The organism is Actinopolymorpha rutila (genome assembly GCF_013407855.1).
GTDB lineage: Bacteria > Actinomycetota > Actinomycetes > Propionibacteriales > Actinopolymorphaceae > Actinopolymorpha > Actinopolymorpha rutila.
The window spans coordinates 6,873,447-6,897,985 of sequence record NZ_JACBZH010000001.1; the positions used below are offsets into that span (position 1 = coordinate 6,873,447).

Annotated in this window: 22 protein-coding genes; 5 read left to right on the top strand and 17 right to left on the bottom strand. The window is 71.7% G+C overall.

Translation table 11 applies throughout. The features are described from left to right. Window positions 1–51 precede the first annotated feature (51 nt). A complete protein-coding gene (locus F4554_RS31030; RefSeq protein ID WP_179791129.1) occupies window positions 52–591 on the top strand; it encodes a DUF2231 domain-containing protein in 540 nt (179 codons plus the stop codon). 45 nt (window positions 592–636) lie between these two features. On the opposite strand, the gene F4554_RS31035 is transcribed toward F4554_RS31030, so the two are convergent. Genes F4554_RS31035 through F4554_RS31045 form a run of 3 tightly spaced genes read right to left on the bottom strand, consistent with a single transcriptional unit; the run spans window position 637 to window position 2,696 of the window. Beyond that, window positions 637–1,047, bottom strand: coding sequence for an NUDIX hydrolase (locus tag F4554_RS31035; protein WP_337796273.1), 411 nt, complete (start codon window positions 1,045–1,047; stop codon window positions 637–639). Between the two features lie 17 nt (window positions 1,048–1,064). After that, window positions 1,065–1,739, bottom strand: a complete 675-nt coding sequence (locus F4554_RS31040; protein ID WP_179791131.1) for a Type 1 glutamine amidotransferase-like domain-containing protein — start codon at window positions 1,737–1,739, stop codon at window positions 1,065–1,067. Next, entirely contained in the window at window positions 1,740–2,696 is a 957-nt protein-coding gene (locus F4554_RS31045; RefSeq protein ID WP_179791132.1) for a ribose-phosphate diphosphokinase, read from the bottom strand. It abuts the gene before it with no gap. A 462-nt stretch (window positions 2,697–3,158) separates the two neighbouring features. On the opposite strand from F4554_RS31045, the gene F4554_RS31050 reads away from it, so the two are divergent. Then, the gene (locus F4554_RS31050; protein WP_179791133.1) at window positions 3,159–5,048 is read left to right on the top strand and encodes an acyl-CoA dehydrogenase; all 1,890 of its coding nucleotides are present in this window, start codon (window positions 3,159–3,161) and stop codon (window positions 5,046–5,048) included. 122 nt (window positions 5,049–5,170) lie between these two features. Here F4554_RS31050 and F4554_RS31055 read toward each other — a convergent pair whose 3' ends face one another. Together F4554_RS31055 and F4554_RS31060 are read right to left on the bottom strand one after the other, a co-directional pair. After that, entirely contained in the window at window positions 5,171–6,136 is a 966-nt protein-coding gene (locus F4554_RS31055; protein WP_179791134.1) for a TIGR03560 family F420-dependent LLM class oxidoreductase, read from the bottom strand. Between the two features lie 105 nt (window positions 6,137–6,241). Then, window positions 6,242–8,602: a glycoside hydrolase family 43 protein gene (locus F4554_RS31060; protein ID WP_179791135.1), complete on the bottom strand. Its 2,361-nt coding sequence runs from the start codon at window positions 8,600–8,602 to the stop codon at window positions 6,242–6,244. 231 nt (window positions 8,603–8,833) lie between these two features. On the opposite strand from F4554_RS31060, the gene F4554_RS31065 reads away from it, so the two are divergent. Then, complete coding sequence (locus tag F4554_RS31065; RefSeq protein ID WP_179791136.1) at window positions 8,834–10,210, top strand: NADP-dependent succinic semialdehyde dehydrogenase; 1,377 nt, start codon at window positions 8,834–8,836, stop codon at window positions 10,208–10,210. A 37-nt stretch (window positions 10,211–10,247) separates the two neighbouring features. Here the strand turns inward: F4554_RS31065 and F4554_RS31070 are convergent, their stop codons facing one another. Genes F4554_RS31070 through F4554_RS31085 form a run of 4 tightly spaced genes read right to left on the bottom strand, consistent with a single transcriptional unit; the run spans window position 10,248 to window position 15,471 of the window. Then, window positions 10,248–11,771: a DUF6297 family protein gene (locus F4554_RS31070; protein ID WP_179791137.1), complete on the bottom strand. Its 1,524-nt coding sequence runs from the start codon at window positions 11,769–11,771 to the stop codon at window positions 10,248–10,250. Further along, a complete protein-coding gene (locus F4554_RS31075; RefSeq protein WP_179791138.1) occupies window positions 11,768–12,403 on the bottom strand; it encodes an ABC transporter ATP-binding protein in 636 nt (211 codons plus the stop codon). Before F4554_RS31075 ends, F4554_RS31070 begins: the two co-directional genes overlap by 4 nt. Beyond that, window positions 12,400–13,074: a TetR/AcrR family transcriptional regulator gene (locus F4554_RS31080; protein ID WP_179791139.1), complete on the bottom strand. Its 675-nt coding sequence runs from the start codon at window positions 13,072–13,074 to the stop codon at window positions 12,400–12,402. The genes F4554_RS31075 and F4554_RS31080 overlap by 4 nt, the downstream gene beginning before the upstream one ends. Before the next feature lie 54 nt (window positions 13,075–13,128). Then, a complete protein-coding gene (locus F4554_RS31085; protein ID WP_179791140.1) occupies window positions 13,129–15,471 on the bottom strand; it encodes an MMPL family transporter in 2,343 nt (780 codons plus the stop codon). 79 nt (window positions 15,472–15,550) lie between these two features. Here F4554_RS31085 and F4554_RS31090 point away from each other — a divergent pair, with 79 nt between their 5' ends. Then, entirely contained in the window at window positions 15,551–16,531 is a 981-nt protein-coding gene (locus F4554_RS31090) for a TetR/AcrR family transcriptional regulator (RefSeq protein WP_179791141.1), read from the top strand. Here F4554_RS31090 and F4554_RS31095 read toward each other — a convergent pair. Further along, on the bottom strand, window positions 16,499–18,295 hold the full coding sequence (locus F4554_RS31095) for an NHL domain-containing thioredoxin family protein (protein ID WP_179791142.1): 1,797 nt from the start codon (window positions 18,293–18,295) through the stop codon (window positions 16,499–16,501). The two genes, F4554_RS31090 and F4554_RS31095, sit on opposite strands and share 33 nt — an antisense overlap. 301 nt (window positions 18,296–18,596) lie before the next feature. Here F4554_RS31095 and F4554_RS31100 point away from each other — a divergent pair, with 301 nt between their 5' ends. Next, the gene (locus tag F4554_RS31100; RefSeq protein WP_179791143.1) at window positions 18,597–19,241 is read left to right on the top strand and encodes a hypothetical protein; all 645 of its coding nucleotides are present in this window, start codon (window positions 18,597–18,599) and stop codon (window positions 19,239–19,241) included. Between the two features lie 105 nt (window positions 19,242–19,346). Here the strand turns inward: F4554_RS31100 and F4554_RS31105 are convergent, their stop codons facing one another. The 7 genes from F4554_RS31105 to F4554_RS31135 form a co-directional block, all read right to left on the bottom strand. Next, entirely contained in the window at window positions 19,347–20,216 is an 870-nt protein-coding gene (locus F4554_RS31105; RefSeq protein ID WP_179791144.1) for an aldo/keto reductase, read from the bottom strand. Between the two features lie 170 nt (window positions 20,217–20,386). Beyond that, on the bottom strand, window positions 20,387–22,057 hold the full coding sequence (gene paaN / locus F4554_RS31110; protein WP_179791145.1) for a phenylacetic acid degradation protein PaaN: 1,671 nt from the start codon (window positions 22,055–22,057) through the stop codon (window positions 20,387–20,389). A gap of 78 nt (window positions 22,058–22,135) precedes the next feature. Continuing rightward, window positions 22,136–22,849: a DUF7674 family protein gene (locus F4554_RS31115; RefSeq protein ID WP_179791146.1), complete on the bottom strand. Its 714-nt coding sequence runs from the start codon at window positions 22,847–22,849 to the stop codon at window positions 22,136–22,138. After that, window positions 22,846–23,271, bottom strand: a complete 426-nt coding sequence (locus F4554_RS31120; RefSeq protein WP_179791147.1) for a hypothetical protein — start codon at window positions 23,269–23,271, stop codon at window positions 22,846–22,848. The genes F4554_RS31115 and F4554_RS31120 overlap by 4 nt, the downstream gene beginning before the upstream one ends. Beyond that, on the bottom strand, window positions 23,264–23,761 hold the full coding sequence (locus F4554_RS31125) for a WXG100-like domain-containing protein (protein ID WP_179791148.1): 498 nt from the start codon (window positions 23,759–23,761) through the stop codon (window positions 23,264–23,266). The genes F4554_RS31120 and F4554_RS31125 overlap by 8 nt, the downstream gene beginning before the upstream one ends. A gap of 2 nt (window positions 23,762–23,763) precedes the next feature. Next, window positions 23,764–24,078, bottom strand: a complete 315-nt coding sequence (locus F4554_RS31130; protein ID WP_179791149.1) for a hypothetical protein — start codon at window positions 24,076–24,078, stop codon at window positions 23,764–23,766. A 5-nt stretch (window positions 24,079–24,083) separates the two neighbouring features. Continuing rightward, the gene (locus tag F4554_RS31135; protein ID WP_179791150.1) at window positions 24,084–24,515 is read right to left on the bottom strand and encodes a YbaB/EbfC family DNA-binding protein; all 432 of its coding nucleotides are present in this window, start codon (window positions 24,513–24,515) and stop codon (window positions 24,084–24,086) included. Window positions 24,516–24,539 lie beyond the last annotated feature (24 nt).

A 24,539-nucleotide genomic window follows, 5' to 3' on the forward strand; every position in this document is an offset into this window, starting at 1 on the left:
TGCGCGAGAGGTACGAGAGGTACACAGCGGCAATTGCCAGGAGGTTCGCCCGTGCCCACCTTCCTGAACGGACTGCCCGTCCACGTTCTGATCGTCCACGCCACCGTGGTGGCGGTGCCACTCGCGGCCCTGGTCGCGGTGATCGTCGCGCTCGTGCCGCGCCTGCGCCGCCGGTACGGCTGGGCCGCGGTCGCCGTGGCCGCGGTCGCCACCGTCCTCGTGCCGATGACCACGTCGGCGGGCGAGGGCCTGGAGTCGCGGATGGACCACAGCGCGGCGATCGAACGCCACGCCGAACTCGCCGACGCGATGATCTGGCTGGTCCTGCCGCTCCTCGTCGCGCTCGCCGCGCTGGTCGCCCTGGACACTTACCGGCTGCGCAACGCCCGCGCGGAGGGGCCGGGCACGATGACCGCCGAACGCCGCGTGGTCGGCGCCCCGGCGTGGACCCGCTTCGTGAGCCTCGCGCTCATCGTGGTCACCGTGGGGTTCGCGGTGGCCTCGACGGTGCAGATCGTCCGGGTCGGCGACGCGGGTTCGCGGGCCGCCTGGGGTGACGAGCAGTACACCGCCCCGCACGGCGGCGAATGATCAGCAGCAGGCGGCTGATCAGCAGAGCAGACTGACCGCCAGCCGCTACGACAGGGCCGAACGCGGAGTCGCCATCAGCAGGGTGGGTACGCCCGGGACGCCGGTCTCACCCGACCACACCGGCAGGGGCACCCAGTCCAGTCCCACCATCCGGGGGCAGTCGCACCGCAGGTCGGGGTCGGTGCCGAGGCGCGGCTCGCCCTCGGCGCAGGTCACCGCGAACGCCGACGTCTGCCCGGAGGGGTACGGGAAGTCGTAGAGATAGCGGACGTCGACGCAGGTCAGGCCGACCTCCTCGGCCACCTCGCGGCGCACCGCGTCGGCAAGGTCCTCGCCCCGGTTCACTCCGCCACCCGGAAGCGTCCAGTACTCCTGGCCGTCGTGCCGGCCGCCGGGACCGCGACCTCGTTCACGCACCATGAGGACGGAGTCGTCGCGGACGATGACGGCCGCCACACGCCGGCGGCGGGTCCTCACGCCGGGCTGCCGGCGTAGCTGGTGCTGCCGGGGGCGAGCTTGCGGCGCCCCGAAGGCGACACCAGCAGAACCGGGTCCGGGCCCACCGCGGTGACGGCGTTCCCGGCCACGATCGCGTTGGCGTGCTCGGTCAGCGCGAGGACGGGCCGGCGATAGGTGGCGGTCCACACCGCCTCGCGCGGCAGGTCGCCGTCGGCGTGGTGCACGAACACCGCGTGACCCGCGGCCAGGTCGGCACCGGCGGTGTCGACCACCTTGTCGTCGTTGCGGTCCAGGTGCGCGACCGTGCTGATGTCGGCGCCGAGCAACGCCGCACCCGCGCTGCCGCCGAAGACCATGCCGCCGGCCGCGACGTACTCACGCAACCGGTCCAGCAGGTCGAAGCGCTGCGCGAGCGCGAGCAGGCGGTAGGTGTTGCCGCCGCCGATGTAGATGCCGCGTACGCCGGTGAACCTCGGCGGGATGTCGCCGTCCCAGGTCGAGATGTCGCGTACGCCGAGGGGCTCGTAGACGTCGCGCAGCCACTCCTCGGCCTCGACGTGCCGGTCCGGCTCCATCGCGACCGGCCAGTACGCCATCGGGCCCGCACCGACCGCGTGCGCGAACTGCTCGTCCAGCGGCTTGGAGGCCTCGGCACCGCCACCCCCTGCGAGGAACACCCGCCCGGTCACCTATACCTCCATAGCCCGACTGTCGAAGAGACTACTCACCGACTCACCGAGGTGGATCCGGCGGATCGCCTCGGCGAACAACGGCGCGATGGAGCGTACGGCCAGGTGGGGAAGGTTGTTGTCCGGTGCGAGCGGCACGGTGTTGGTGGTGACGATCTCGTCGACGTCGTCCTGCACCGCGAGCCGCTGCACGGCCTTGCCGGTGAACAACCCGTGCGTGCAGGCGAGCACGATCCGGCGCACGCGCTGCTCGCGCAGCCGGTCGAGGAGTTCGACGATGGACCCGGCGGTGGCGATCTCGTCGTCCAGGACGATGACGTTCTTGCCCTCGACGTCACCGACGATCGCGTCGATGACCACGCGCTCGTCGCTGAGCCGCTGCTTGCTGCCCGCGGCGACCGGGAGGTTGAGCAGTCGCGCGAACTGCGTTGCGGCCTTGGCGTTTCCGAGGTCTGGCGACACCACGACGGTGTTGCTCAGGTCGCGTCCGGCGAAGTGCTTGGCGAGTTCGTTGATGGCGTTGAGGTGGTCGACCGGGATGTTGAAGAAGCCGTGCACCTGCGGTGCGTGCAGCGCCATCGTCAGCACCCGGCTGGCGCCCGCGGTGGCCAGCAGGTCGGCCACCAGCCGGCCGCCGATGGAGATCCGCGGCTGGTCCTTCTTGTCCGAACGCGCGTAGGCGTAGTGCGGGATCACCGCGGTGATCTGCGCTGCGGACGCGCCACGCGCCGCGTCCAGCATGAGCAGCAGCTCCATGAGGTTCTCCTGCACGGGAGGAACCAGAGGCTGCACGAGGTAGATGTCGCGTTGCCGGCAGTTGGCCCGCAGCTGGACCTGCAGGCAGTCGTTGCTGAACCGCTGGATGTGGGCCTCGGACAGTTCGACGCCGAGTTCGGCGCAGATCTCCTCGGCCAGCCTGGGGTGTGCGCTTCCGCTGAAAACGCCGATCTGACGCATGGTGGGTGAGCCAATCGTGACCGGTGGGCAGGGCGGGCGGTGACGACGGACCTCAGGGTAGCCCGCTTCGCTTGGCGTACGCCCACGCGCCGGGTCGCACGGGACTTCGCAACGCGCTTCGCGAACGGCGCGCGAAACCCCGACCTCGTACTCGGCGAGCTGGGCGCCGGCCGGAGCGACGTCGTACGTTTCACGGGCGGTGCCGAGCCGGTCGACGACCTGGGCGTCGACCTTCCACCACGCGAGCCGCGGAGGTGACCCGCGTCACACCGCTGTCCCGCTTGTGCGTTTCGCTCGCCTCGGCGCACCATGGTCGCCCTGAAGTTACTGGCAGGTAGCCAACGAAGTTACCGGCAGGTAGCATCGGCCTTACGGCCCTGGTCAAGCCCGCCCGCGACCGCCCCGCCGACCTCCCGCCTGCGTCCGGTAGCACCCGGCCCCCCGTCCGAAGGAGCGCGCCCGATGAGCCACTACAGGAGCAACCTCCGCGACCTCGAGTTCACGCTCTTCGACGTGCTCGGCCGCGACGAGGCGCTCGGCTCCGGTCCGTACGCCGAGATCGACGTCGACACCGCGCACAGCATCCTCGGCGAGGTCGACCGGCTGGCCCGCGAGGAGGTGGCCGCGTCGTTCGTCGACGGCGACCGCTTCCCGCCGGTCTACGACCGCGACGCCCGCACGGTGCGGGTGGGCGAGCCGCTCAAGGACAGCTTCCGCGCCTGGATGGACGCGGAGTGGTGGCGGCTGGAGATTCCCCCGGAACTCGGCGGCCAGCCCTGCCCGCCCTCCCTGCGCTGGGCGGTGTCCGAGCTCGTCCTCGGCGCGAACCCAGCGTTGTTCATGTACTGCAGCGGCCCCCGCTTCGCCGGTGTCGTCACCCGTAACGGCACACCGTCCCAGCAGCGGCTGGCCGAGCTGATGATCGAACGCCGGTGGGCGGCCACCATGGTGCTCACCGAGCCGGACGCGGGTTCCGACGTCGGCGCCGGCCGCACCCGCGCGCTTCTGCAGGCCGACGGGACCTGGCACCTGGAGGGCGTGAAGCGGTTCATCACCAGCGGCGAACACGACCTGACCGAGAACATCGTCCACTTCGTGCTAGCCCGGCCGGTGGGCGTCGAGGGCGCGGGCGGCCCGGGCACCAAGGGCCTGTCGCTGTTCCTCGTCCCCAAGTTCCACGTCGACCTGGAGACCGGTGAGCTCCGCGGCCGCAACGGCGTACACGCCACCAACGTCGAGCACAAGATGGGCCTGAAGGTGTCCACCACCTGCGAGCTCACCTTCGGCGAGGGCGAGCCGGCGGTCGGCTACCTGCTCGGCGACGTGCACGACGGCATCCGGCAGATGTTCCAGGTGATCGAGTACGCCCGGATGCTGGTCGGCACCAAGGCGATCGCCACCCTGTCGACGGGCTACCTGAACGCGCTGGAGTACGCCAAGGAGCGTGTCCAGGGCGCCGATCTCACCCGGATGACCGACAAGACCGCGCCCCGGGTGACCATCACCCACCACCCCGACGTACGCCGCTCGCTGCTCACCCAGAAGGCGTACGCCGAGGGAATGCGTGCGCTGCTGCTCTACACCGCGTCGGTGCAGGACGTCGTGGAGGCGGGCGAGTTCGCCGGGCGGCACGGGGACGAGGAGCGTTCCGCGGCCGGGCTCAACGACCTGCTGCTGCCGGTGGTCAAGGGCTACGGCTCCGAACGCGCGTGGACGCTGCTCGGCTCGGAGTCGCTGCAGACGTTCGGCGGCTCCGGCTTCCTGCAGGACTACCCGATCGAGCAGTACGTCCGCGACGCCAAGATCGACACGTTGTACGAGGGCACGACCGCGATCCAGGGCCAGGACCTGTTCTTCCGCAAGATCGTCCGCGACCAGGGGCAGGCGTGGGGCCGGCTCGCCGGGGAGATCCAGACGTTCGTGAAGTCCGGCGCGGGCAACGGCGCGCTCGACGCCGAGCGTGGCCTGCTCGGCAAGGCTCTCGAGGACGTGCAGGGCATCCTCACCGCGATGGTGGGCTACCTGCACAGCTCCCAGCCGCAGGCGCCCGGCGGCGACCCCGCCAACCTCTACAAGATCGGCCAGAACACCACCCGGCTGCTGCTGGCCGTCGGTGACCTGGTGTGCGGCTGGCTGCTGCTGCGCAAGGCCGAGGTCGCGCTGGCCCGGCTGGGCGGCGAGCACGGTGAGCACCGCGCCGAGCCGCGTCCGGAGGACCGGGCGTTCTACGAGGGCAAGATCGCGGCCGCCCGGTGGTTCTGTGCGCAGGTGCTGCCGAAGGTGACCGCCGAGCGGGCGATCGCCGAGGCCGCAGACAACGATCTGATGGAGCTGTCCGAGTCGGCCTTCTAGACCGGCCCTGATCGCCCTACTCTGGCCTGACCGACGCACACCGCGAGGTGTCCGTCGCAGATACCTCGGGCCGGGTTGACGGCTACCCCCCAACCGTCGACCCGGCCCGAGTCATGCCTACGTCAGAAGCTGAAGCGGGCCAGCGTTTCTGCGGCGAGGCGGACGTTGTCCACCTCGTGCGCGTCCATCATGTTGAACAACAACCCGTCCAGCCCGGCGTCGACGTGCGCCTGCACCTGCTCCAGCACCTGGTCGGGGCTGCCGGCGACGAGCATCGCCCGCACCTGCTCCTCGGGGAAGCCGGTCGCGGCGCGAATCTGCTCGACCTTCCTGTCCGCCTCCGCCGCGGTCGGCGCGATCACCATCGTGCACAGCTTGGTCTTGGTGATCTCGGCCGGGTCGCGGCCGACGTCGGCGCAGTGGCGCTCCAGCACGTCCAGCTTGTGCCGGACCGTGGCCAGGTCGCCGAAGATGTTGGACGCGTCGCCGTACTCCGCGACCAGTCGCAACGTGCGCTTCTCGCCGCTGCCGCCGATCATCACCGGCGGGCCGCCCGGCGTCACCGGCCGGGGAACGTTGAACGCCTCGTTGATCTGGTAGTACTTCCCGGAGAAGCTCGGCGTGTCCTCGGTGAACATCGCCCGGCAGATCCGCAGCGCCTCCTCCAGCCGGTCCATCCGCTCGCGGGTGGACGGGAACTCGAAGCCGTAGCCGCGGTGCTCGCTCTCGTTCCAGGCCGCGCCGATGCCGAGGATCGCCCGCCCCGCGGAGATGACGTCCAGCGTGGTGACGGTCTTGGCGAGCAGGGCGGGGTTGCGGTAGGTCACGCCGGTGACCATGGTGCCGAGCCTGACCCGGGAGGTCCGCGCGGCGAGTGCCGACAGCAGGCTGTACGCCTCGAACATCGGCTCGTCCTCGGTGCCGAGTCCGGGCAGTTGGTAGAAGTGGTCCATCACCCACACCGAGTCGAAGCCGCCGGACTCCTCCGCGGTGGTGGCGATGGCGGCGATCCGCTCGAACAGCTCCGCGTCGGGTACGCCGGGATAGGTGAAACGTGGGATCTGCAAACCGAAACGCGTGACAGCCACCGGCTGGTCTCCTTCCCCTGTGGCCTCGTCGCCTGTGACGCATGCCTCTGGTCACCCTATGCGCGCATTCGGCTCCCGCTCCCACGTAGGACTTCGAAACACGCACTAAGGACGGGACACCCGGAAGTAGTCGAACACCGAGGTGGCCGGGCCGTACTTCTGCGTCGTCGCCGGCGTCGACGCCTGCGACACCAGGCCGACCCGCGGGTTGGCGTCCGCCGGCAGCGTCCACGTCAGCCCCCACGTCCAGTGGGTGCCGTCGGTGCTGGACGCCGCGCGGTAGTGGTGTTCGCCGGTACGCGGGTCGAGCGTGTGCGCCAGCCGCAGCCACGTCGTGTCGGCCGGCGCCCCGATCAGCCCGCCGCCCCAGGACCGGCGTCCCTGGAACACCGTCTCCTTGCCGAACTCCACGATCCGGGTCGGCCCGACGGCCACCACGTCCAGCCGCAGGAACTCGTCGTCCCCGGCGTACACGATCAGGCCGGCCTGCTGGAAGTTGCGTTCGACGTCCTCGCCCAGGTCGATGTTCAGCTTCGTCTGCACGGTGTAGTCGCCGTCGGGCATCGACCGCAGCAACAGGCCGGGCTTGCCGTCGCCGACCAGGTCGCCGGTCTGCGTCGGCCAGCGCAGCGCGCCGTCGCTCACCTGCGCCTTCGGGTCCGGCCGCACCCACGTCCAGCTGTCGCCGAGCGCGCCGTCGAACTCGTCGGAGTACGCCGGGTCGACCGCCCCCGGCTCCGGCGTGGGAACGGTGCGGGTCACCGGCGTGTAGAGCCGGCCCGCGGCGAAGTTGTCCGCCTCGCCGGTGCCGTCGGACACCAGGCCGGCCCGCCCGGGCCGGTCCAGCCCGGCCGGCAGGTCCAGGCGTGCGGTCGCCCACGGGTCGCCGAGCCGAGCGTCGGTGATGTCGGCGGTCGCGGTGGTCCCTCGTACCTCCAGGGCGAGGACGTGCCAGGCGGAGGTGTCGAACCCGGCCGGCAGGGAGACCGCCGTACGCCGGACCTGTCCGCCGAGCCGCGCCTCGATCCGAACCTGCCGGGCGCCCGCGTCCAGCACCGCGCGCACCCCGGACCCGTCGGGGGCTGCCCGGCCGAGCACCCCCACCGTGCCGTCGCCCGGTGCGCGGACGTCCGCCTCCACCCGTACGTCGGACTGGGAGATCGTCCGCCGGGTCAGCGCCGTGGTCGTGCCGGCAAGCCGCGCGAACCGGCCCGAGTCGGAGGTCTGGTCGGGGCCGGTGACGTTCATCGCGCCGTCGACCACGGTGAACGCCGAGCCGGTCGCCGCCGGGTCCTCGAACCGGTCGTCCACCGCACCCCGCACCACCGGCGCGGGCTGCGGATCCTCCGACGCGCCCAGCCCGGCACGGACGATCGGCCAGCCGTCGATCCAGTCCATCCGGTCGAGGTTCATCGGCCGCATGGTGAAGCCGGGCGAGACGTCCAGCCAGGGGTCGTTCCGGTCGATCGCGTGGTAGGCCATGTACGTCTGCCCGCTCACGTCGAGCGCGGCGGAGTGATGCCCGGTGCCGATCCACTTGTTGCCGTTGGGCGCGATGACGGGGGTGCCGCCGGCCCGGCTGGCCAGCAGCGGCTTGCCCAGCTTGTCGACGAACGGGCCCATCGGGCTGCGGGAACGCCCGGCGAACACCGAGTAGCCGGTGGTGGGGCCGGCGCAGCAGTTCGCCGAGGAGCCGAACAGGTAGTACCACCCGTCGCGTTCCATCACGTTCGGTCCCTCGTAGCGGGACGCCGCGACGTGCACCGGTTCGCTCACCGCGCGCTTCCCGTCCGCGGACAGCTTCACCACCCAGATCCCGGTGCCGAAGCCGCCGTAGTAGAGGTAGTGCGTGCCGGTGCTGTCGGTGAACATCGCCGGGTCGATCACCGTGTCGTACCCACCGCCGACCGGCTTGGCCGGGATCAGCGGCTGGTCGGACGGCGTCCACGGGCCGGCCGGGGTGGGCGCGGTGGCTACGCCGATCGCCGGGTCGAAACCCTGCGTGCTCGTCGTGGTGTCGGGGACGGTGAAGTAGAGCAGGTACTTCCCGTTGAGGTAGCGGATGTCGGGTGCCCAGAAGCCGGTGGTCGCGGTGGCCCAGGTCGGCCGGCGGCCCTCGGGGAACACGTCGCCGACCTTGCGCCAGTGCACCAGGTCAGGCGAGGTGGCGATCTTGTACGACGAACCCGTCTTGCCCGTCTCGTCGTACGGACCGCCGGTGGCGTAGGCGTACCACTGACCGTCCTTGCCCCGCATCACCGCCGGATCGGGAAAGTCGATGGAGTAGCCGCGGGTCACGTAGTTGGTGTAGGTCTCCTGCTGCGCGTCCGCCGGCCTGCTGGCGTTCGCCGGGGCCGGCGCGGCGGCGAGGGCCAGCGCCGCCAGGGTGCCACCGAGCACACCGGTCAGCGCTGCGCGGACGGGTCGGATCTGCTGGAACTGCCGGAACTGCCGGAACGGCTTCATCGGGCTCCTTCGGGTTCCGCGGGGTCGCAACCACCACGGCTACGTGGGGCACATCGGGGTACGACATGCCCGATGTGTCCGTTCCGACGTGTCTAGGCGCGCCGGCCAACGTTGTAAACCCCGGCTGGCCGGGTCCGGCCGGGCGGCGCACGCTTGCCGGGCGCGTCAGGATGGAGACCAGGTCGGCCGCCCGTCCGCGTTCGACCGTCAGCGTTCTGCGAAGGAGTGCCCATGCCGATCGCCACCGTCAATCCCGCCACCGGCGAGACCCTGGAGGAGTTCACCGCCCAGTCACCGGACGAGGTCGACCGCCGGCTCGCGGGTGCCGCGGAGGCGTTCCGGGCGCTGCGGCGGACGACGTTCGAGACCCGCGCGGAGTGGATGCGGGCAGCCGCGGACGTCCTGGAGCGGGAGACCGACCGCGTCGCGGCCACCATGACCACCGAGATGGGCAAGACGATCGGCGCGGCGAAGGCCGAGGCGACCAAGTGCGTGCGCGGAATGCGCTACTACGCCGACAACGCCGAGCGGCTGCTGGCCGACGAGCCGTACGCCCACCCGGACAAGGTCGGCGCTTCCAGCGCGTACGTCACGTACCAGCCGCTGGGGCCGATCCTCGCCGTGATGCCGTGGAACTTCCCGCTGTGGCAGGTGATCCGGTTCGCCGCGCCGGCACTGATGGCGGGCAACACCGGGTTGCTCAAGCACGCGTCGAACGTCCCGCGCACCGCGTTGTACCTCGACACGCTGTTCACCCGCGGCGGCTTCCCCGAGGGCAGCTTCGCCACCCTGCTGATCGGCTCGTCCGACGTCGAGCAGGTGCTGACCGACCCGCGGGTCCGGGCGGCGACGCTCACCGGCAGCGAGCCGGCCGGCCGTTCGGTCGCCGAGGTCGCGGGCAGGCACATCAAGAAGACCGTGCTGGAGCTCGGCGGCTCCGACCCGTTCGTGGTGATGCCCTCGGCCGAGCTGGACCGGGCGGCGAAGGTCGCCACCACCGCGCGCAGCCAGAACAACGGCCAGAGCTGCATCGCGGCGAAGCGGTTCATCGTGCACGAGGACTGCTACGACGAGTTCGCCGAACGCTTCGTCGCCGCGATGGCCGCGCTGAAGGTCGGCGACCCGATGGACGAGGAGACCGAGGTGGGCCCGCTGGCCACCGAGTCCGGCCGCGACGACGTCGAGCAGCTGGTCGCGGACGCGGTGGGCAAGGGCGCGAAGGTGCTCTGCGGCGGCGACACCCCCGACCGCCCGGGCTGGTGGTACCCACCGACGGTGCTCGCCGGCATCACCCCGTCGATGCGGATGTACGCCGAGGAGGTGTTCGGCCCGGTCGCCCAGCTCTACCGCGTCGGGTCGCTCGCCGAGGCGATCGAGCTTGCCAACGTCACGTCGTTCGGTCTCGGTGCGAACGCCTGGACCCGCGACGGCGACGAGCAGGCGGCGTTCGTCCGTGACCTGGAGGCCGGGATGGTGACGATCAACGGCATGGTCACCTCCTACCCCGAGCTGCCGTTCGGCGGCGTGAAGAACTCCGGCTACGGCCGGGAGCTGGGCGCCCCGGGGCCGAAGGAGTTCTGCAACGCCAAGACGGTCTGGGTCGCCTGAGGTCGGCCGAGGTCGGCTGAGGTCGCCGCGTTGCCGCTCAGCCGCGGAACGCCGCGAACGCCAGCAGGGCCAGCGGCAGGCCGAGGGCGAGCACCCACGGCAGCCCGAAGACCAGCGGCACGATGCCGACGAGGGCGAAGTCCGGTCCGCGGAAGATCTGCGCCACGAACCCCGCCGGGAGCGCCCCGGCGGGGGTGGAGATGAGCGCGCCGTCGTAGCTGACCCGCTGCCGGGTCACCGAACGGATCCCGCCGGCGGCGATCGTCGCCGCGAGCGCGAGCCAGGTGACGGCGGCGGGTTCGGGTGCGGAGAACCCGAAGACGAGCATGGAGTTCCCGGTGACCGCGGGCAGCGCGGCCAGTGCCCACAGGACGGCCGCCGCCAGCAGGGGCGCCGCGAACGCGATCCGCAGCGGCCGGTCGGCGACGGGGAAGGCGCGCCGCAGCCCGGCCGAACGCGCGATGACGTGCAGGCCGCCGCCGAGGGGGCGCAGCGCGAGGTAGCCGACCACTACGGCGAGGAGCGGGGTCAGCGTGGGTACGCCGATCCGGTCCACGGCGTACGGCACCGCCAGCAGGCCGACGGCCAGCGCCAGCCGCTGTGGTGAGCGCAGCGACCGCTGCGCCTCCCGTACGGCCACCCCGACCAGGCCGCTCCCGTGTCCGCGCAGGGTGCGCCCGGCGCCTCGTTGCCGGAATCTCCGGGCGACGAGCAGGTCGGAGACCATCGAGGTGTCCAGGGAGGCCGCCGCGCCGGCGAGGCCGGACAGGAGTTCGCCACCGGCGACGAGTTCCCGGCGCGGCAGCCGGCCGATCCGGCGGACGACTGCGGCCACCAGGGCGACGGCCACGACCGCCGCTACCGCCGCGCACGCGACCAGTGGGCCCGGCCGCGCCCACGCCGTCGACCACACCGCCCGGTCGAGGAGAAGCAGGGGTACGACGGCGAGGGTGGCGACCACCACCACGTCGCAGCCAATGCCCAGCGCCCGGCGTACCTTCGGCGCGCCCTGGGCGAGGATCGATGCCGCGACCGCGACCACGCCGACACCCGCACCGGCCAGCGCCCCCGCACCGATCGCGACCGGGTGGCTGGAGGTGAGCAACACGAGCACGGACACCAGCCCGGCGCCGAGGACGATCGCGCCCGCCATCAGCGCGGCCGCCGGCCGGAGCAGCAGCCCGCGCCGGTCGACCGGCGTACTCAGCAGGAAGGTTCCGGACGCCCGGCTGGCGACCATCGGCCCGAGTGCGACCAGCGTCCGCACCGCCAGCGCCAGCACCGCCGCACCGAGCGGCAGCGGCAGCACCAGCCGGGCGTCCACGCAGCCCGGCCCGGAGCAGCGGGCGATCTCCAGCCAGGCCCGCGACAGCGTCGTACCGGCCATCGAGCCCACCATGAGCACCGCGAACAGCCACAGGTAGAGGTCGTCCAGCGCCTGCCCCAGCGTGCGGTTGGAGTGGTCGCGGCGGCGTTGCCGGAGCTCCCGCCGAAGGTGCCGCGACGTCGGCACGGTGATCGGACGGCCGGGAGTCGACGGTGCGCCGACCCGGGCGGTCACGCGTCGCCGCCGATGCGCAACGTGTCGGTGGCGACCGCCTCGATCAGGTCCGGTGAGTGGCTGGCGAACACCACGGCCACCCCGGCGGCCAGGTCGGCGCGCAGTTTCTCTGCGAGCCACTCCCGGCCCTCGACGTCCAGGCGCTGCTCGGGTTCGTCGAGCACCAGGAGCCGGCGCGGCCGGACGAACGCCGTGGCCAGCGCGAGCCGGTGCCGCTGCCCCGACGACAGCGTGCTGGGGAACTGCCGGTTGGTGCCGGCGATCCCGAGCTCGTGCAGGGTGTCGTCGACCACGTCCTCCGGGTCGGGTACGGCGTGCGCGCGGGCCAGCAGGTCGAGGTGCTCGGCGACGGTGAGGTCGGGGAAGAAGTCGATGTCGTCGAAGACGGTGGCCACGTCGCGGCGGATGTCGGCCGAGGTCTCCTCGTACGTCGCTCCGTCGAAGGTCACCGTGCCGCCGGAGGGTTTCTCCGCACCGGTGAGGCAGCGCAGCAGGGTGCTCTTGCCGGTGCCGTTGCGGCCCACCACGGCCAGCGCGGTGCCGGCGTTCACCTTGAACGACACCGCGTCCAGGACGACGTGCGCGCCGTACGCGTGGCGGAGCCCGTCGACGGCGAGCAGTGGCGCGGTCATGCGGTCACCTTCTCCAGATCCAGGCTGTCGTCGATCTTGCCCAGCAGGTCGAGGAACGCCTGCTTCCCGGCCGCGACGTCGCCCTCGCCGGGCGGGGTGTCGACGGTCGCGGCGAACATGTCGGCGACCAGATCGAGGGTCTGGCCGAGAAGCGCGGGACCTGTCTCGGTCCCGGCACGGACCGGACCGATCATGATCATGCCCAGCGAGACCACGCCCATCAGATGGCCGAGCACCGCCGGGTCGACCTCGGCGCGGACCAGGCCGGCCGACCGCAGCCGCTCCACGAACCCTTCGCTCAGGGCCAGCCGCGGGCCACTCGGTCTGGGCGGGTCGCGGCGCAGGCGCGTGCCCAGCACCTCGACGTCGCGGGTGTAGAGCGCCCGCAGGAAGGGCCGGTCCAGGAGTTCGGCGGTGCAGTGGTGGTAGATCCGGGACAGTCGCCCGCCCTGCTCGTCGGCCTCCACGCGCGCGGCGGCGGCCCGCAGATAGGCCCGCAACTCGTGCCGGACCAGCGCCTCGATCAGGGCGTCCTTGCTCTGGAACTCCAGATAGATCGCGCCTTTGGAGATGCCGGCGGCCCGGGCGATCTCGTCCACCGTGGTCTTGGCCACCCCGAACCGCACGAAGAGTTCGGCGGCAGCGGCCAGCACGCGTTCGGTCCGATCCATCCCGCTCCCATGATCACCCGCTGCCCCACCAGCTGACCGGTTAGGCTCATCCGGTCAGAAGGTACCAGCCCTCGCCCGGTCCTCCTCAGGGTCGGTCTCCGGGTCGGTCTCGGCGCCCGTCTCGGCACCCGCCGCGCCGGGGCCGGTTTCCGACGGACCCTCCAGCGCCAGCCTGTGGGCAAGCCTGGCCAGCGGCCTGGGGGCCCACCAGGCGGCGCCGCCGAGCAGCGCGAGCACCGCCGGCACCAGCAGCCCTCGTACGATCGTGGCGTCCACGGCGATCGCGATCAGCATGCCGAGCCCGATCAGCTTCATGAACTTCAGCCCACTCAGCGCGAACGCGCCCACCACCACGGCCAGGAGCAGGGCCGCGGCGCTGATCAGCCCGCCGGTACGCCCGAGGCCGATGACCACCGCCTCCTTCGCCGACGCACCCGATCGGTAGGCCTCGGCGATCCGGGACAGCAGGAACAGCTCGTAGTCGGTGGACAGCCCGAACAGCACGGCCAGCATCAGCACCGGGATGGACGCGTCGATCGGCCCGGTCTCGGTGTTCAGCAGGCCGATCAGGTGGCCGTCCTGGAAGATCCACACCACGGCGCCGAAGGACGCGGTGAGCGACAACGCCGAGAGCACGACCGCCTTCACGGGTACGACGACCGACCCGAACGCCAGGAACAACAACACCAGGACCGCGCCCGCGAGCACGGCGAGCATCCACGGCATCCGGTCGCCGATGGCGTGCAACGAGTCGACCAGCGACGCGGTGGGGCCGCCGACCAGCACCTCGTCGACCCCCGCGGGTGGGGCGAGGTCGCGTACCTTCCGGATCGACTCCTGCGCGGCCGCGCCCTGCGGGTCGCCGTCGACCTGCGCGGCGAGCACCACCCGGTCACCCTTGCCGCCGAGCGGGGCGACCTGTCCCATGCCGGGCACCGCCGAGACGTCGGCGGCGAACTTCCGGACCACCTGCCGGCCCGGCGCGCGGCCGTCCGCACCGACGAGGACCACCTGGGCGGAGTCGGTGGACGCGGCCGGCAGCCGGTCGCGCACCTGTTCGGTGGCCGTACGCACCGGATTGCCCTTGGGCAGCACCGAGGCGTCCACCTCGCCGTACTCCGCCCGCAGGAACGGCGTACCCGCGAGCAGCAGCGCGCCGATCACGACCACCGCCACCAGCGCGGGTTGCCGCATCACCACCCGGCCGATCCGGCCCCAGCCGCGCTCGGTCCGGACAGCGGACCGCGCGTGCCGGCCGATGCCGCGGAGGCGGCCGGCTCGCCGGTTCCGTCCCCACGGGACCGCCAGCGCGTCGACCCGGTAGCCCAGGACGGCGAGCAGCGCGGGCAGCACGGTGACGGCGGACAGCGCGGACACGATGACCGCGGCGATCCCGCCCAGGCCGATCGAGCGCAGCATCCCCTGCGGGAACACCAGCAGCCCGGACAAAGCGGCCGCCACCGTGAGACCGGAGACCAGGACGGTGCGGCCGGAGGTGCGCATCGCCACCGCCAGGGCGGCCCGGACGCGCTCGCGGTCCGCGTTCCTGTCGGCGCCCCGCCCTGACTCGGCTCCGGCTCCGGCGTGGGCGCCGGCTCCGGCGTGCAACTCCTCCCGGAACCGGCTGACCAGGAACAACCCGTAGTCGATGGCCAGCCCGAGGCCCAGCAACGTCACGATGTTCATCGCGAACACCGACACGTCGGTGAACGCCGAGAGCACCCACAGCACGCCGAGCGCGCCGACGATGCCGATCCCGCCCACGACCAGCGGCAGGCCGGCCGCGACCAGGCCGCCGAAGACCACCACGAGCAGGGCCAGCAGGACGGGGAACGAGACGAGTTCGGCCCGCTTCAGGTCGCTCTCGGTCTGTGCGTTGACCGCGACCCCCATCGCCGCCCAGCCGCTGAACCGCACGGTCAGGCCGCGTACGCCGTACGTCGCGCCGGTCTCGCCGTCGAGCTCCCGCTGGATCGTCTTCCAGTCACCCAGCTGGTCGCCCTTGTCGGTGGTCTCCAGCCGGATGCCCACCGCGCCGGTACGCCCGTCGTGGGACAGCTGCGCCGGCTGCTGCCACCAGCCGGTCGCACCGGCCACCTTGCCGGCGGGCAGGCCGGCGACCTTCCGCTGGACGGCCCGCATGGTCGCGGGGTCGCGCAGCGACTGCCCCGCGGGCACCGTGTAGACGGCCAGGGCGTCCACGCCGTGGTCACCGAGCGTCTTGGTCACGGCTGCGTCCGCGCGTACGGACTCGCTTCCGGGCACCTCGTACCCGCCCTGGTCGAGCCGGCCGGTGAGCGTCGTCGACGCGACTCCGGCGAGCACGGCGAGGGCCGCCGCCACCGAAAGAATCCACCAGCGACGTCGCACGACCAGCCCCGCCCAGCGTGCGAGCATGGAGACCTCCGGAATGCGGAAAATGTGACGATCCTAAACTTGCTAAAGGATCGTAACGAATGACGAGGTGACCAACGACATGAGAGCGGCCACATCACCACGTGGTCCCCGTCTGTCCTCGTCCACTCACCCTGCGACTCCCGCCCCCGGTGGCGCCCGGCCGAGCCGCCGGGAGCTGCGCCGGCGAGAGCTCCTCGCCGACATCGGCGCCGCCGTCCGCGAGCTGGTCGTGGCCGAGGGGCAACCGGCGGTGACCATGGCCGCGGTCGCCGCCCGGTTGGGAGTCACCGCGCCCGCCCTCTACCGCTACGCGCCGCAGGGACGCACCGGCCTGCTCGACCTGGGCTGCGCGTCGGTCGCGCACGAGGTCAGCGCGGCCCTGCGTGACTACCGGGCCTCGCTGGGCCCCGACCCGCTCGACCAGTCGGTCGGCATCTGCCGGGCGTTCCGCCGCTGGTCGCTGGAGCACCGCGCGGAGTTCGCCCTGCTCTTCGCGCACCCGGCCGACCACCTCAACCAGCTCACGCTTCGCACCGGGACACCGCCCGGCGACGCGGCCGGTGACACGGCCGGCGACGCCGATGGGGACGCCGATGGGGACGCCGATGGCGGCCCCGACGGCGGCCCCGACGGGGGTGTCGAAGCCGAGGTGATCGAGGCCGTCCACGACCTCGCCTGGGTCTTCGAGGAGACGATGCTGCGGCTGTGGGCTGCCCGGCCGTTCAACGTACCCGCCGACGAGACCCTGCCGGCGGCGCTGCGTACCAGCCTCACCGGCTACCGCGACGAGGTGCTCAGCCGCGCCCGGGCGGCCGGCGTCGCCGTCGACTCACTTCCGGTCGCCGCGATCTCCGCCCTGCTGCAGTGCTGGGTACGGGTGTACGGCCTGATCTCGATGGAGACGTTCGGACACCTGGCACACATCGGTGGCGACTCCGAGCCGTTGTTCGAGTCCGTACTCGACGAGCTGACCCGCGTCGCCGGCGCGGCTCCGGCTCCCACTCCCGGGGCCGAGGCGCCGCCGGAGTCAGTCCTCGACGCTGCCTCCGAGAACGAGTGACAGGGTCGCCCCCGCACCCTCGGCCAGCCGGACCGGCACGCCCCAGTCCTGCTGGTGGATGTGGCACATCGGGTGTTCGGCGTCCGCGTCGCAGCTGGCCGCCGTGGCCGCCACGTGCAGGACACCGTCGCCGACGGCGGCGTCCAGGACCAGCCGCCGGCTGAGGTCGGTGCCACTGCCCTCCCCCTCGCGCAGCAACGCCGGCGGGGTCGCGGACACGAACAACCGGGTCGCCGGGCCGGCGGTGTCGTCCAGCTTCTGCCCCGGCGGCGGCTCGAACTCCACCAGCAGCTCCACCGCGCCGGGCGCGACCGTCGTCACCGGGCGCTGGGTCTGGTGGGCGAACTCACGTACGGATCGCACCTGCCCACCGAGCGGGAACCTCGCCACCCGGCGCGCGGCGGACTCCACCACGACCAGCGTGTCCCCGTCGACCACGGCGCCGCTCGGCTCGACCAGGCCGGCGAGCAGGGTCGTCACCGTGTTCGCCGCGGGGTCGTACCGGCGGACCGCGCCGTTGTAGGTGTCGAGGACCGCGACCGAGTCGTCGGGCAGCACCGTCACCCCGAGCGGGTGCTGCAGCAAGGCCTGGCCGGCCGAACCGTCCCGCAGGCCGAAGTCGAACAGGCCGGTGCCCACCACCGTGTGCACCTCGCCGTCCTCGACGTAGCGCAGGGCGGAGGTCTCGGCGTCGGCCAGCCACAGCCGGCGCCCGTCAGCGGAAACCGCGAGGCCGGACGTCTGGGCGAACCACGCCTCCGGCAGCGGCCCGTCGGCCAGCCCCTCGTTGGTCGTACCCGCGACCGGACGCACCTCCCGGCTCGCCGGGTCGAACGTCCACAGCTGGTGGATCCCCGCCATCGCCACCCAGACCTGACCGGCGTACCACGCCACGTCCCAGGGGCTGGACAACGCGCCCACCCCGTCGCCGCGCATCCACTGCGTGCCGTTGCCGGCGAGGGTGTGCACCTGACCGGTCGACAGGCTTACGCCGCGCAGGGCGTGGTTGGCGGTGTCGGCGACCACCACGTCGTACCCCGCGGCCGCGGCGACCTCGGGCGGAAGGAGACACAGGCCGTTCGGCTCGCGGAAGGCCGCCTCGTGCTGGCCGCCGTCGAGGAAGCCGCGCTCGCCGGTGCCGATCCGGTGGACAACGGTCTCCAGGTCGGGCGCCAGGACGGCCAGGCTGTGCGCGCCCGCGTCGGCCACCAGCAGGTTGCCGTCGGGCAGCGGGACCGCCTTGGCGGGGAAGCGCAGCGCGGTGTCCGGCGGGGGCGGCGGGACGTACGGCGAGGAGTCCCTGCGCAGGGTCGCCCGGGCGTCGTGGGCGGGGACGAGTTCGGCCAGCAGGGCGTCCAGCGCGTGGGCGTGGCCCTCGCCGGAGTACTGCGCGACGACGTACCCCTCCGGGTCGACCAGCGTGAGCGTCGGCCAGGCCCGCGCGGTGTACGCCTGCCAGGTGGTCAGGTCCGGGTCGTCGAGAACCGGGTGGCGGACGGCGTACCGCTCGATCGCGGACCGGACGGCCACCTCCTCCGCCTCGTGGGCGAACTTCGGCGAATGCACGCCCACCACGACCAGCACGTCGGAGTACTTCTCCTCCAGCGGCCGCAGCTCGTCCAGGACGTGCAGGCAGTTGACACAACAAAAAGTCCAGAAATCCAGCAGCAGGAAGCGCCCCCGGAAGTCGGCCAGCTCGTACTCCCGACCGCCGGTGTTCAGCCAGCCACCACGTCCGACCAGCTCAGGGGCACGTATCCGCATGCCGCTCAACCTACTTGACCAGGTGAGCGACCATATGTCCCGCCTGGCGGGATGCTCGGGCCTCGCCGCTCGGGGGCTCCGGGCTCAGGCGCGCCCCGACGGCGTGTGAGCGCGGACAGGTGGGGCCGCCGACGGCTTTCCACAGGCGGTCGTTGTCCACAGGTCGGCGCCCGCAGGACCTCGGCCGGAGGGTCCGGCCGACTACAGTGCCCGTTGGTCTTTGCCGAGCCGGTCCAGTGCGACAGGGGCTCGGTCTTCGGGTGCTGGTCGAGCGAGAACGAGCGGGAAGAGGTGTGCGCCGATGTCGCGAGCCGGGAGAGCGGGTTGGCTCGTGCTGGTAGCGACCGGAGCGCTGCTCGCCGGATGCGGAGCGCCCGGGGTGCACCCGGTGAGTCTCGCCGAGCGCCCGCCGAAGGCTCCGCCGAGCCGCTCGCCCCAGCCCGGCGAACCGTCCACGTCGACGCCTGATCCCACGCCGACGGGGAAGCAGGAGTCACCCTCCTCCGGCACCCTGCAGGTGACCTGCGCGACTCTCGCGTTCACGTTGCCGTCGTCGTGGACGGCGAAGGACACGACGGACGGCGCGACCTACACCGTGTCCGCCGACGCCGGCGGCGGAGAGGTGAGTGTGTCCGGGAGGTACTACACGGGTGAGCGGGCGCAGCAGTCGCAGGAGGACCTGCGGGCGGTCGTACGCGGCACCGACGGTGTGACCCTGCAACGCGACACCGACAACCAGGTCGTCGGCAAGCTGAGCGTGCAGCGCGGCACCGAGTGGCGTTATGCGCAGGCCTTTCCCGACGTACGGAGCGAGGTCGTGAAGATCACCTACGCCCCGGCCGACGGCGCCTCCGACGAAGCGGTCAGCCAGACGACCGACCTGTTGCAGAACGCCGTCGGCAAGCTGGAGATCACCGACCCCGGCAGGTGTGACCAGGGCAATTAGGGTCCCCGCAACAGTCTGGCCTGCGACGACCGCGGGGCGGACCCGAAGAGTCCGCCCCGCGGTCACACGCTCAGCTCGACCCGGTCCTCAGATCGGGCTCGGTGCTCAGATCGGCATAGACACGAACGGCGAGGCGTACGCATCGACCTTGTCCAGGCGCCCGGCGATCTGCTCGCTGCCGAGCGCGGCACGGTCCTTCTCGCCCTGGATGAGCTTGGACAGCAACCGCACCTCGCCGGCGGTGGCGATGCCGGTGATCTGCGGGTGGGAGAGCACCCACGCCAGCGCGGCGGTGATGTTGTCCTGGTCGTCCAGCGGCTCGTACCACGTGGTGTAACGGTGGTCGTCCTCGGTCCAGGTGCGCCGGGCGACCGTCTTGATGATCATCAGGCCGGCGTCCACCCGCTGCGTCTCGGCCGCCAGCTCCTGCCACGCGTTGTAGTAGGTCTCGTCGCGGCCGAGGGCGTAGTTGAGCGGGGTGAGCACGGTGTCGAACGGGAACCTCCGCAGCGCCTCGCGGTGAGTGGCAGGCGCCTCGTGGCCGTGTCCGGTGATCCCGATGTGGGAGACCAGGCCCTCGTCGCGAGCCCGGATCGCCGCCTCCAGCGCGCCACCGGTGCCGGTCGCCTTGTCCAGCTCCTCGCGGTCACCGACCGCGTGCAGCTGGATCAGGTCGAGCCGGTCGGTCTGCAGGCGCTCCAGCGAGCTGTTGATCTGTGCCCACGCCGCCTCGCGCTCCCGCTCGCCGGTCTTGGTGGCGAGGAAGATCTGGTCGCGAATGCGCGGCATCCACGGGCCCAGCCGCAGCTCTGCGTCGCCGTAGCTCGCCGCCGTGTCGAAGTGGTTGATGCCCGCGTCCAGCGCCTCCTGGATCGACGCGTCGGCGACGTCCTGGGTCACCTCGGCCAGCGCCGCCGCGCCGTAGATGAGGACGCTGCTCTGGTGTTCGAGCCGTCCGAGCCGCCGCTTTTCCATGGTGAGCTCCGCTCCATGAGTCTGGACACATCCGTGCGCCCGCACCACCTTCGTGCCCCGGGCACGGCGTTCACTCTACGGCGGTGGGCCGCCATACGCTGTGGCCACGCCTGGCCAATGGAAGGCCGCGCGACCGGACCATTTCCGGAAACCTCGCCGGAAGGCCTGCGTCAGGCCGGGGCCGGCCGACGGCTCTGCACGATCCGGAACCGGCCGGTCACATACGCCGCGTCGACGTAGGCGGCGTTGGCGGCCGGGTTGCCGCCGGTGCCGTGGTAGTCGCTGAACGCCGCCGACTGGTTGACGTACACCCCGGCGGTGAGGTTTTCCGACAACGCGACCCCCACGTCCAGCGCGACCTCCCGGGCGGCGTCCAGGACCTGTTCGGAGGTGGAGTACACCGCCGCGGTCATCGCCCCGCGCTCGTGGCCGAGCCGGCGCACCAGGTCCAGCGACTCGCGGGTGTCGGCCGTCCGGACCAGGAACGTCACCGGGCCGAAGCACTCCCGGCCGTACGTACGGTCGACCGCGTCGTCCTCGGCATCCGCGTCGACCGCCACGATCGCCGGTGTACGGACCACCGCGTCCGGGTGCGCGGGATGGGTCAGCGCCCGCGACTCCAGCACCACCTCGCCGAGGTCCGCGGCCCGGTCCACCCGGCCGAGCACGTCGTCGTTGACGATCGCGCCGAGGAGCTCGACCGCCCGGCCCTCGTCGGCGAGCAGCTTGTCGATCGCCGCGGCGAGTCCCGCGCCGACGTCGGCGAAGCTCTTGTGGCCCTCGTCGGTCTCGATCCCGCCCGCCGGCACGTAGATGTTCTGCGAGGTCGTGCACATCTGCCCGGAGTACAGCGACAGTGTGAACGCGAGGTTGGCGGTGAGCCCGCGGAAGGAGTCGGTGGAGTCGATCACCACCGGGTTGACGCCGGACTTCTCGGTACAAACGAGCGCCTGGGTGGCATGCGACTCCAGCCAGCTGCCGAACTCCCCCGACCCGGTGAAGTCGACGATCCGCACCTCCGGGCGGGTGGCGAGGTCCCTGGCCAGGCCGGCGCCTTCGGCCTCGGCGGCGAGGGTGGTCAGATGCGGGTCGAAGCCGCGCTCGGCCAGCACCTCCTGGCAGACCTGGACGGTGATGGCCAGTGGGAGCACGGCACGCGGGTGCGGCTTCACCACGACCGGGTTGCCGGTGACCAGGGACGCGAACAGGCCGGGGTAGGAGTTCCAGGTGGGGAACGTCGTACACCCGATCACCACCGCCACCCCGCGGGGGACGACGGTGAACGTCTTCTGGACCCGCACCGGGTCGCCCTTGGCCGGGCGTTCCCACACCATCGTCGCCGGGTGCCGGGTCATCTCCGTGTGGGCGAACGCCACCGCCTCCAGCGCCCGGTCCAGCGCGTGGGTCCCGCCGGCCTGGAAGGCCATCACGAACGCCTGGCCGGTGGTGGCCATCACGGCGTTCGCGAGCTCGAAGACCCGCCGGTGCAGCCGCTGCAGGATCTCCAGCGTCACCTCGACCCGGGTGTCGGGGCCGGCGTCGCGCCACTGGGTCATGCCGGCCCGGGCGGCGGCGAGCAGGTCGTCCAGGCCACCGGCGTCCACCTGTGGATAACGCACGCCGAGCGGGATGCCGAACGGCGACTTCTCGGTGGCCACGGAGCCGTCGGAGCCCGGCGTGCTGACCGGGAAGGTCCGGCCCTGCCACGCCTCGAACGCCCGCTGGCCCTCAGCGGCCGCGTCCGGTCCGTAGACACGCGGGCTCGGGGATTCGGGGAACGCGGAGAAGTAGCCGCGGGTACGGATGGCGGCGACGGCCTGGTCGAGAGTGTCGGCATCCACGGCGTCAGCGTAGGCGCTCGGAGGCCTCCCCGGCGCGCATTGCGCGGGCGCGTTCCGGCGCCGGCTGGGACCCGACCGCTATCCCTCGTGCATGCGTTGCCGGACCGAGCGGAGCTTGGGGCCGAGCAGTGCCAGGACGTCCCCACCCGGGTCCTCGGCGCGGGGGAGGTTCTCCACGAAGGACGCGCCGATGAGTTCGTCGACCTGGTAGTCGTGGCCGTACTCGCTCTCCAGCCTGTCGATCACCGCCCGCGCCCGGGCCTCGAGACCCGGGTCGTCCGACCCCGCCCACTCGACGACCTGCGGAGTCACCTCTCCCAGGAACAGGTGCGGCAGAAGCTCGTCGTAGAAGTCGAGGTGATCGCGCAGGACGGGCTCGAGCTCAGGCACCGCCCGCACCAACCGATCGACCAGCCCGGCCTCCGGACGGTTCGCTCCGGACCCGGCGGCCTTCGCCGCGGCACGCAGCTTCGGACCGAGCACGTCGAGCGCCCCGGCCCGCCGGCCGTCCGGGCTCGGGAAGTGGGCGAGGAACGCACTCGAGACCAGGCGGTCGGTGTCGGAGTCCGCGCCGAACCGGCTCTCCAGGTAGTCGGCGATCTGGCGAGCCTGCGCGACCCTCGCGGGATCACCGGACAGGTAGCCGGCGACGACCCGGAACGCGAGCGTGCGCAGGAACGCGTGCGCGGCCTGGTCGGGGTATTCCCGCTGGTGTTCGGACCACATGTCCCGCAACGCGGGCACCGCCAGCACCAGTTGGTCGACCAACGTCTCGGCGTCCTGCGCCATCATCCCCATCCCCTGCCGAACGCGTCACCGAACCGCCGGAGCAGGTCCTCGGCGATCGCCCGGTCGGCTGCCGAAGTGTTCGGACTGTCGATGATCTTCTGGAGGCCGCGCATGCTCTCGATCGACTTCTGCATGTGGAAGATCCCGTTGGAGGGGCGACCGGTCAGAATCTCGTTACGCAAGGCGTCGAAAGTGGTCCCGTCCCCTGCCGTGCCGGACTTCCCGGCGTGCTTCCAGATGTTATCAATGATGTTCTTCAGCCTGGGGTTGGTGGCGTTGGGCTTCGGGGGCGCCGGCCGCTTCGGGATGTCGACGTTCCTTATTCGACGGACGTTCTTGACCTTGGGCAGGACCTCCTTGGCCCCTTTGGCGATCTTGCCCTTCGCGTCCTTCGCCAGCCCGGCGAGCACTCTGGCCTTACCCAAGGAGCACCTCCAGCGCCTGACCTATCAGGAGGTTGATGATCCGGCTGAAGATCTCCTTGAACACCGGGATCTCCAGCAGGGAGGCGCCGAACGTGATGGCCGCGGTGGCGATGGCCTGGGCAATGGCGATGACGAGCAGGACGAGCTGGGTGATGACCCAGATCTTCAGCATCAGGACGACGAGAGCACAGACCAGGATCAGCGCCCCGACGACCACCACGCCCGTGGCGTCCTTCTGCAGGGTGTCGAGGGCGTCCTCGGCCTTTCCCCACGCCTCCTTGAACGCGTTCACGTCGTCGCCCTTGTTGTGCGTCCACACCTGCTCCGCGGCTCGCTGGGCGTCGGTCACCACACCGTCGAGCTTGGACTGCAGGCTCACCCACGCCTGGCCGAGTTGCATCAGTCGCACTTCGTCGGCGTCCGGCCACAGATAACCGAGCTCACTCAGCACGGAGACGAGTGGCCCGGGAAGGTCGAGTCCGTGTGCCATCGTCAGATCTCCACCGAGTCGAACGTGGTCTTGTTGCCGTGCTCGGTCCGCTCGTCACTGCCGGCCATCGCCTCGAGCTTGCCGGCGAAGATCTCGAAGCCGGTGACCACCGAGGCCAGCCCTTCGACGATCACCTCCTCGGCGGCGGCACAGCTGATCCCGAGCAGCATGCCGATCGGCTCGGCGTCTCCGCAGGCTTCCCCGATCGACTTGGTCTCGTTGAGGAACGAGTCGATCTCGTCGTCCAGGTGATCGGCGGCCTTGAGCAGGTCCTTGGCCGCCGAACGGATCGTCGCGGGGTCGAACTCCTTGCTCACTCTGCTCAGGCCCTTCTGCCGACGCGGTCCATGGCGTCCTGGAGGGTCGCCAGCATCGAGCGCGCACTGACGAGCGACTCTTCCTGGACGCGTTCGAGCTCACCGGCCAACGCGCCCGGGTCGACGGCGGTGGCGCCACTCAGGACGGAGGAGCGCAGGCTGACCATCGCGGAGTTGACAGCCTCGGCCATCGCCGAGCACACGGCCTCGGAGCCTTCTCTCATGAGTCGTGGATCCATCTCCAGGGAGGCGACCCGTCCGGGCATCTCGACGACGGCATGCACCCGCCCGTCGGCGGACTCGCCCGTACCGCGCGGCAGTTCCTCCGGGGCTGACGGCGAAGGACCGGCCGGGGCTCGCATCCGCTCCAGCGCCTGCCTGGTGTCGGTGAGCAGTCGTTCGACAGTGGCCGTCGTCAGGTTGAGGTCTTCGCTCACATCACACCTCCGGCAAACGACCTT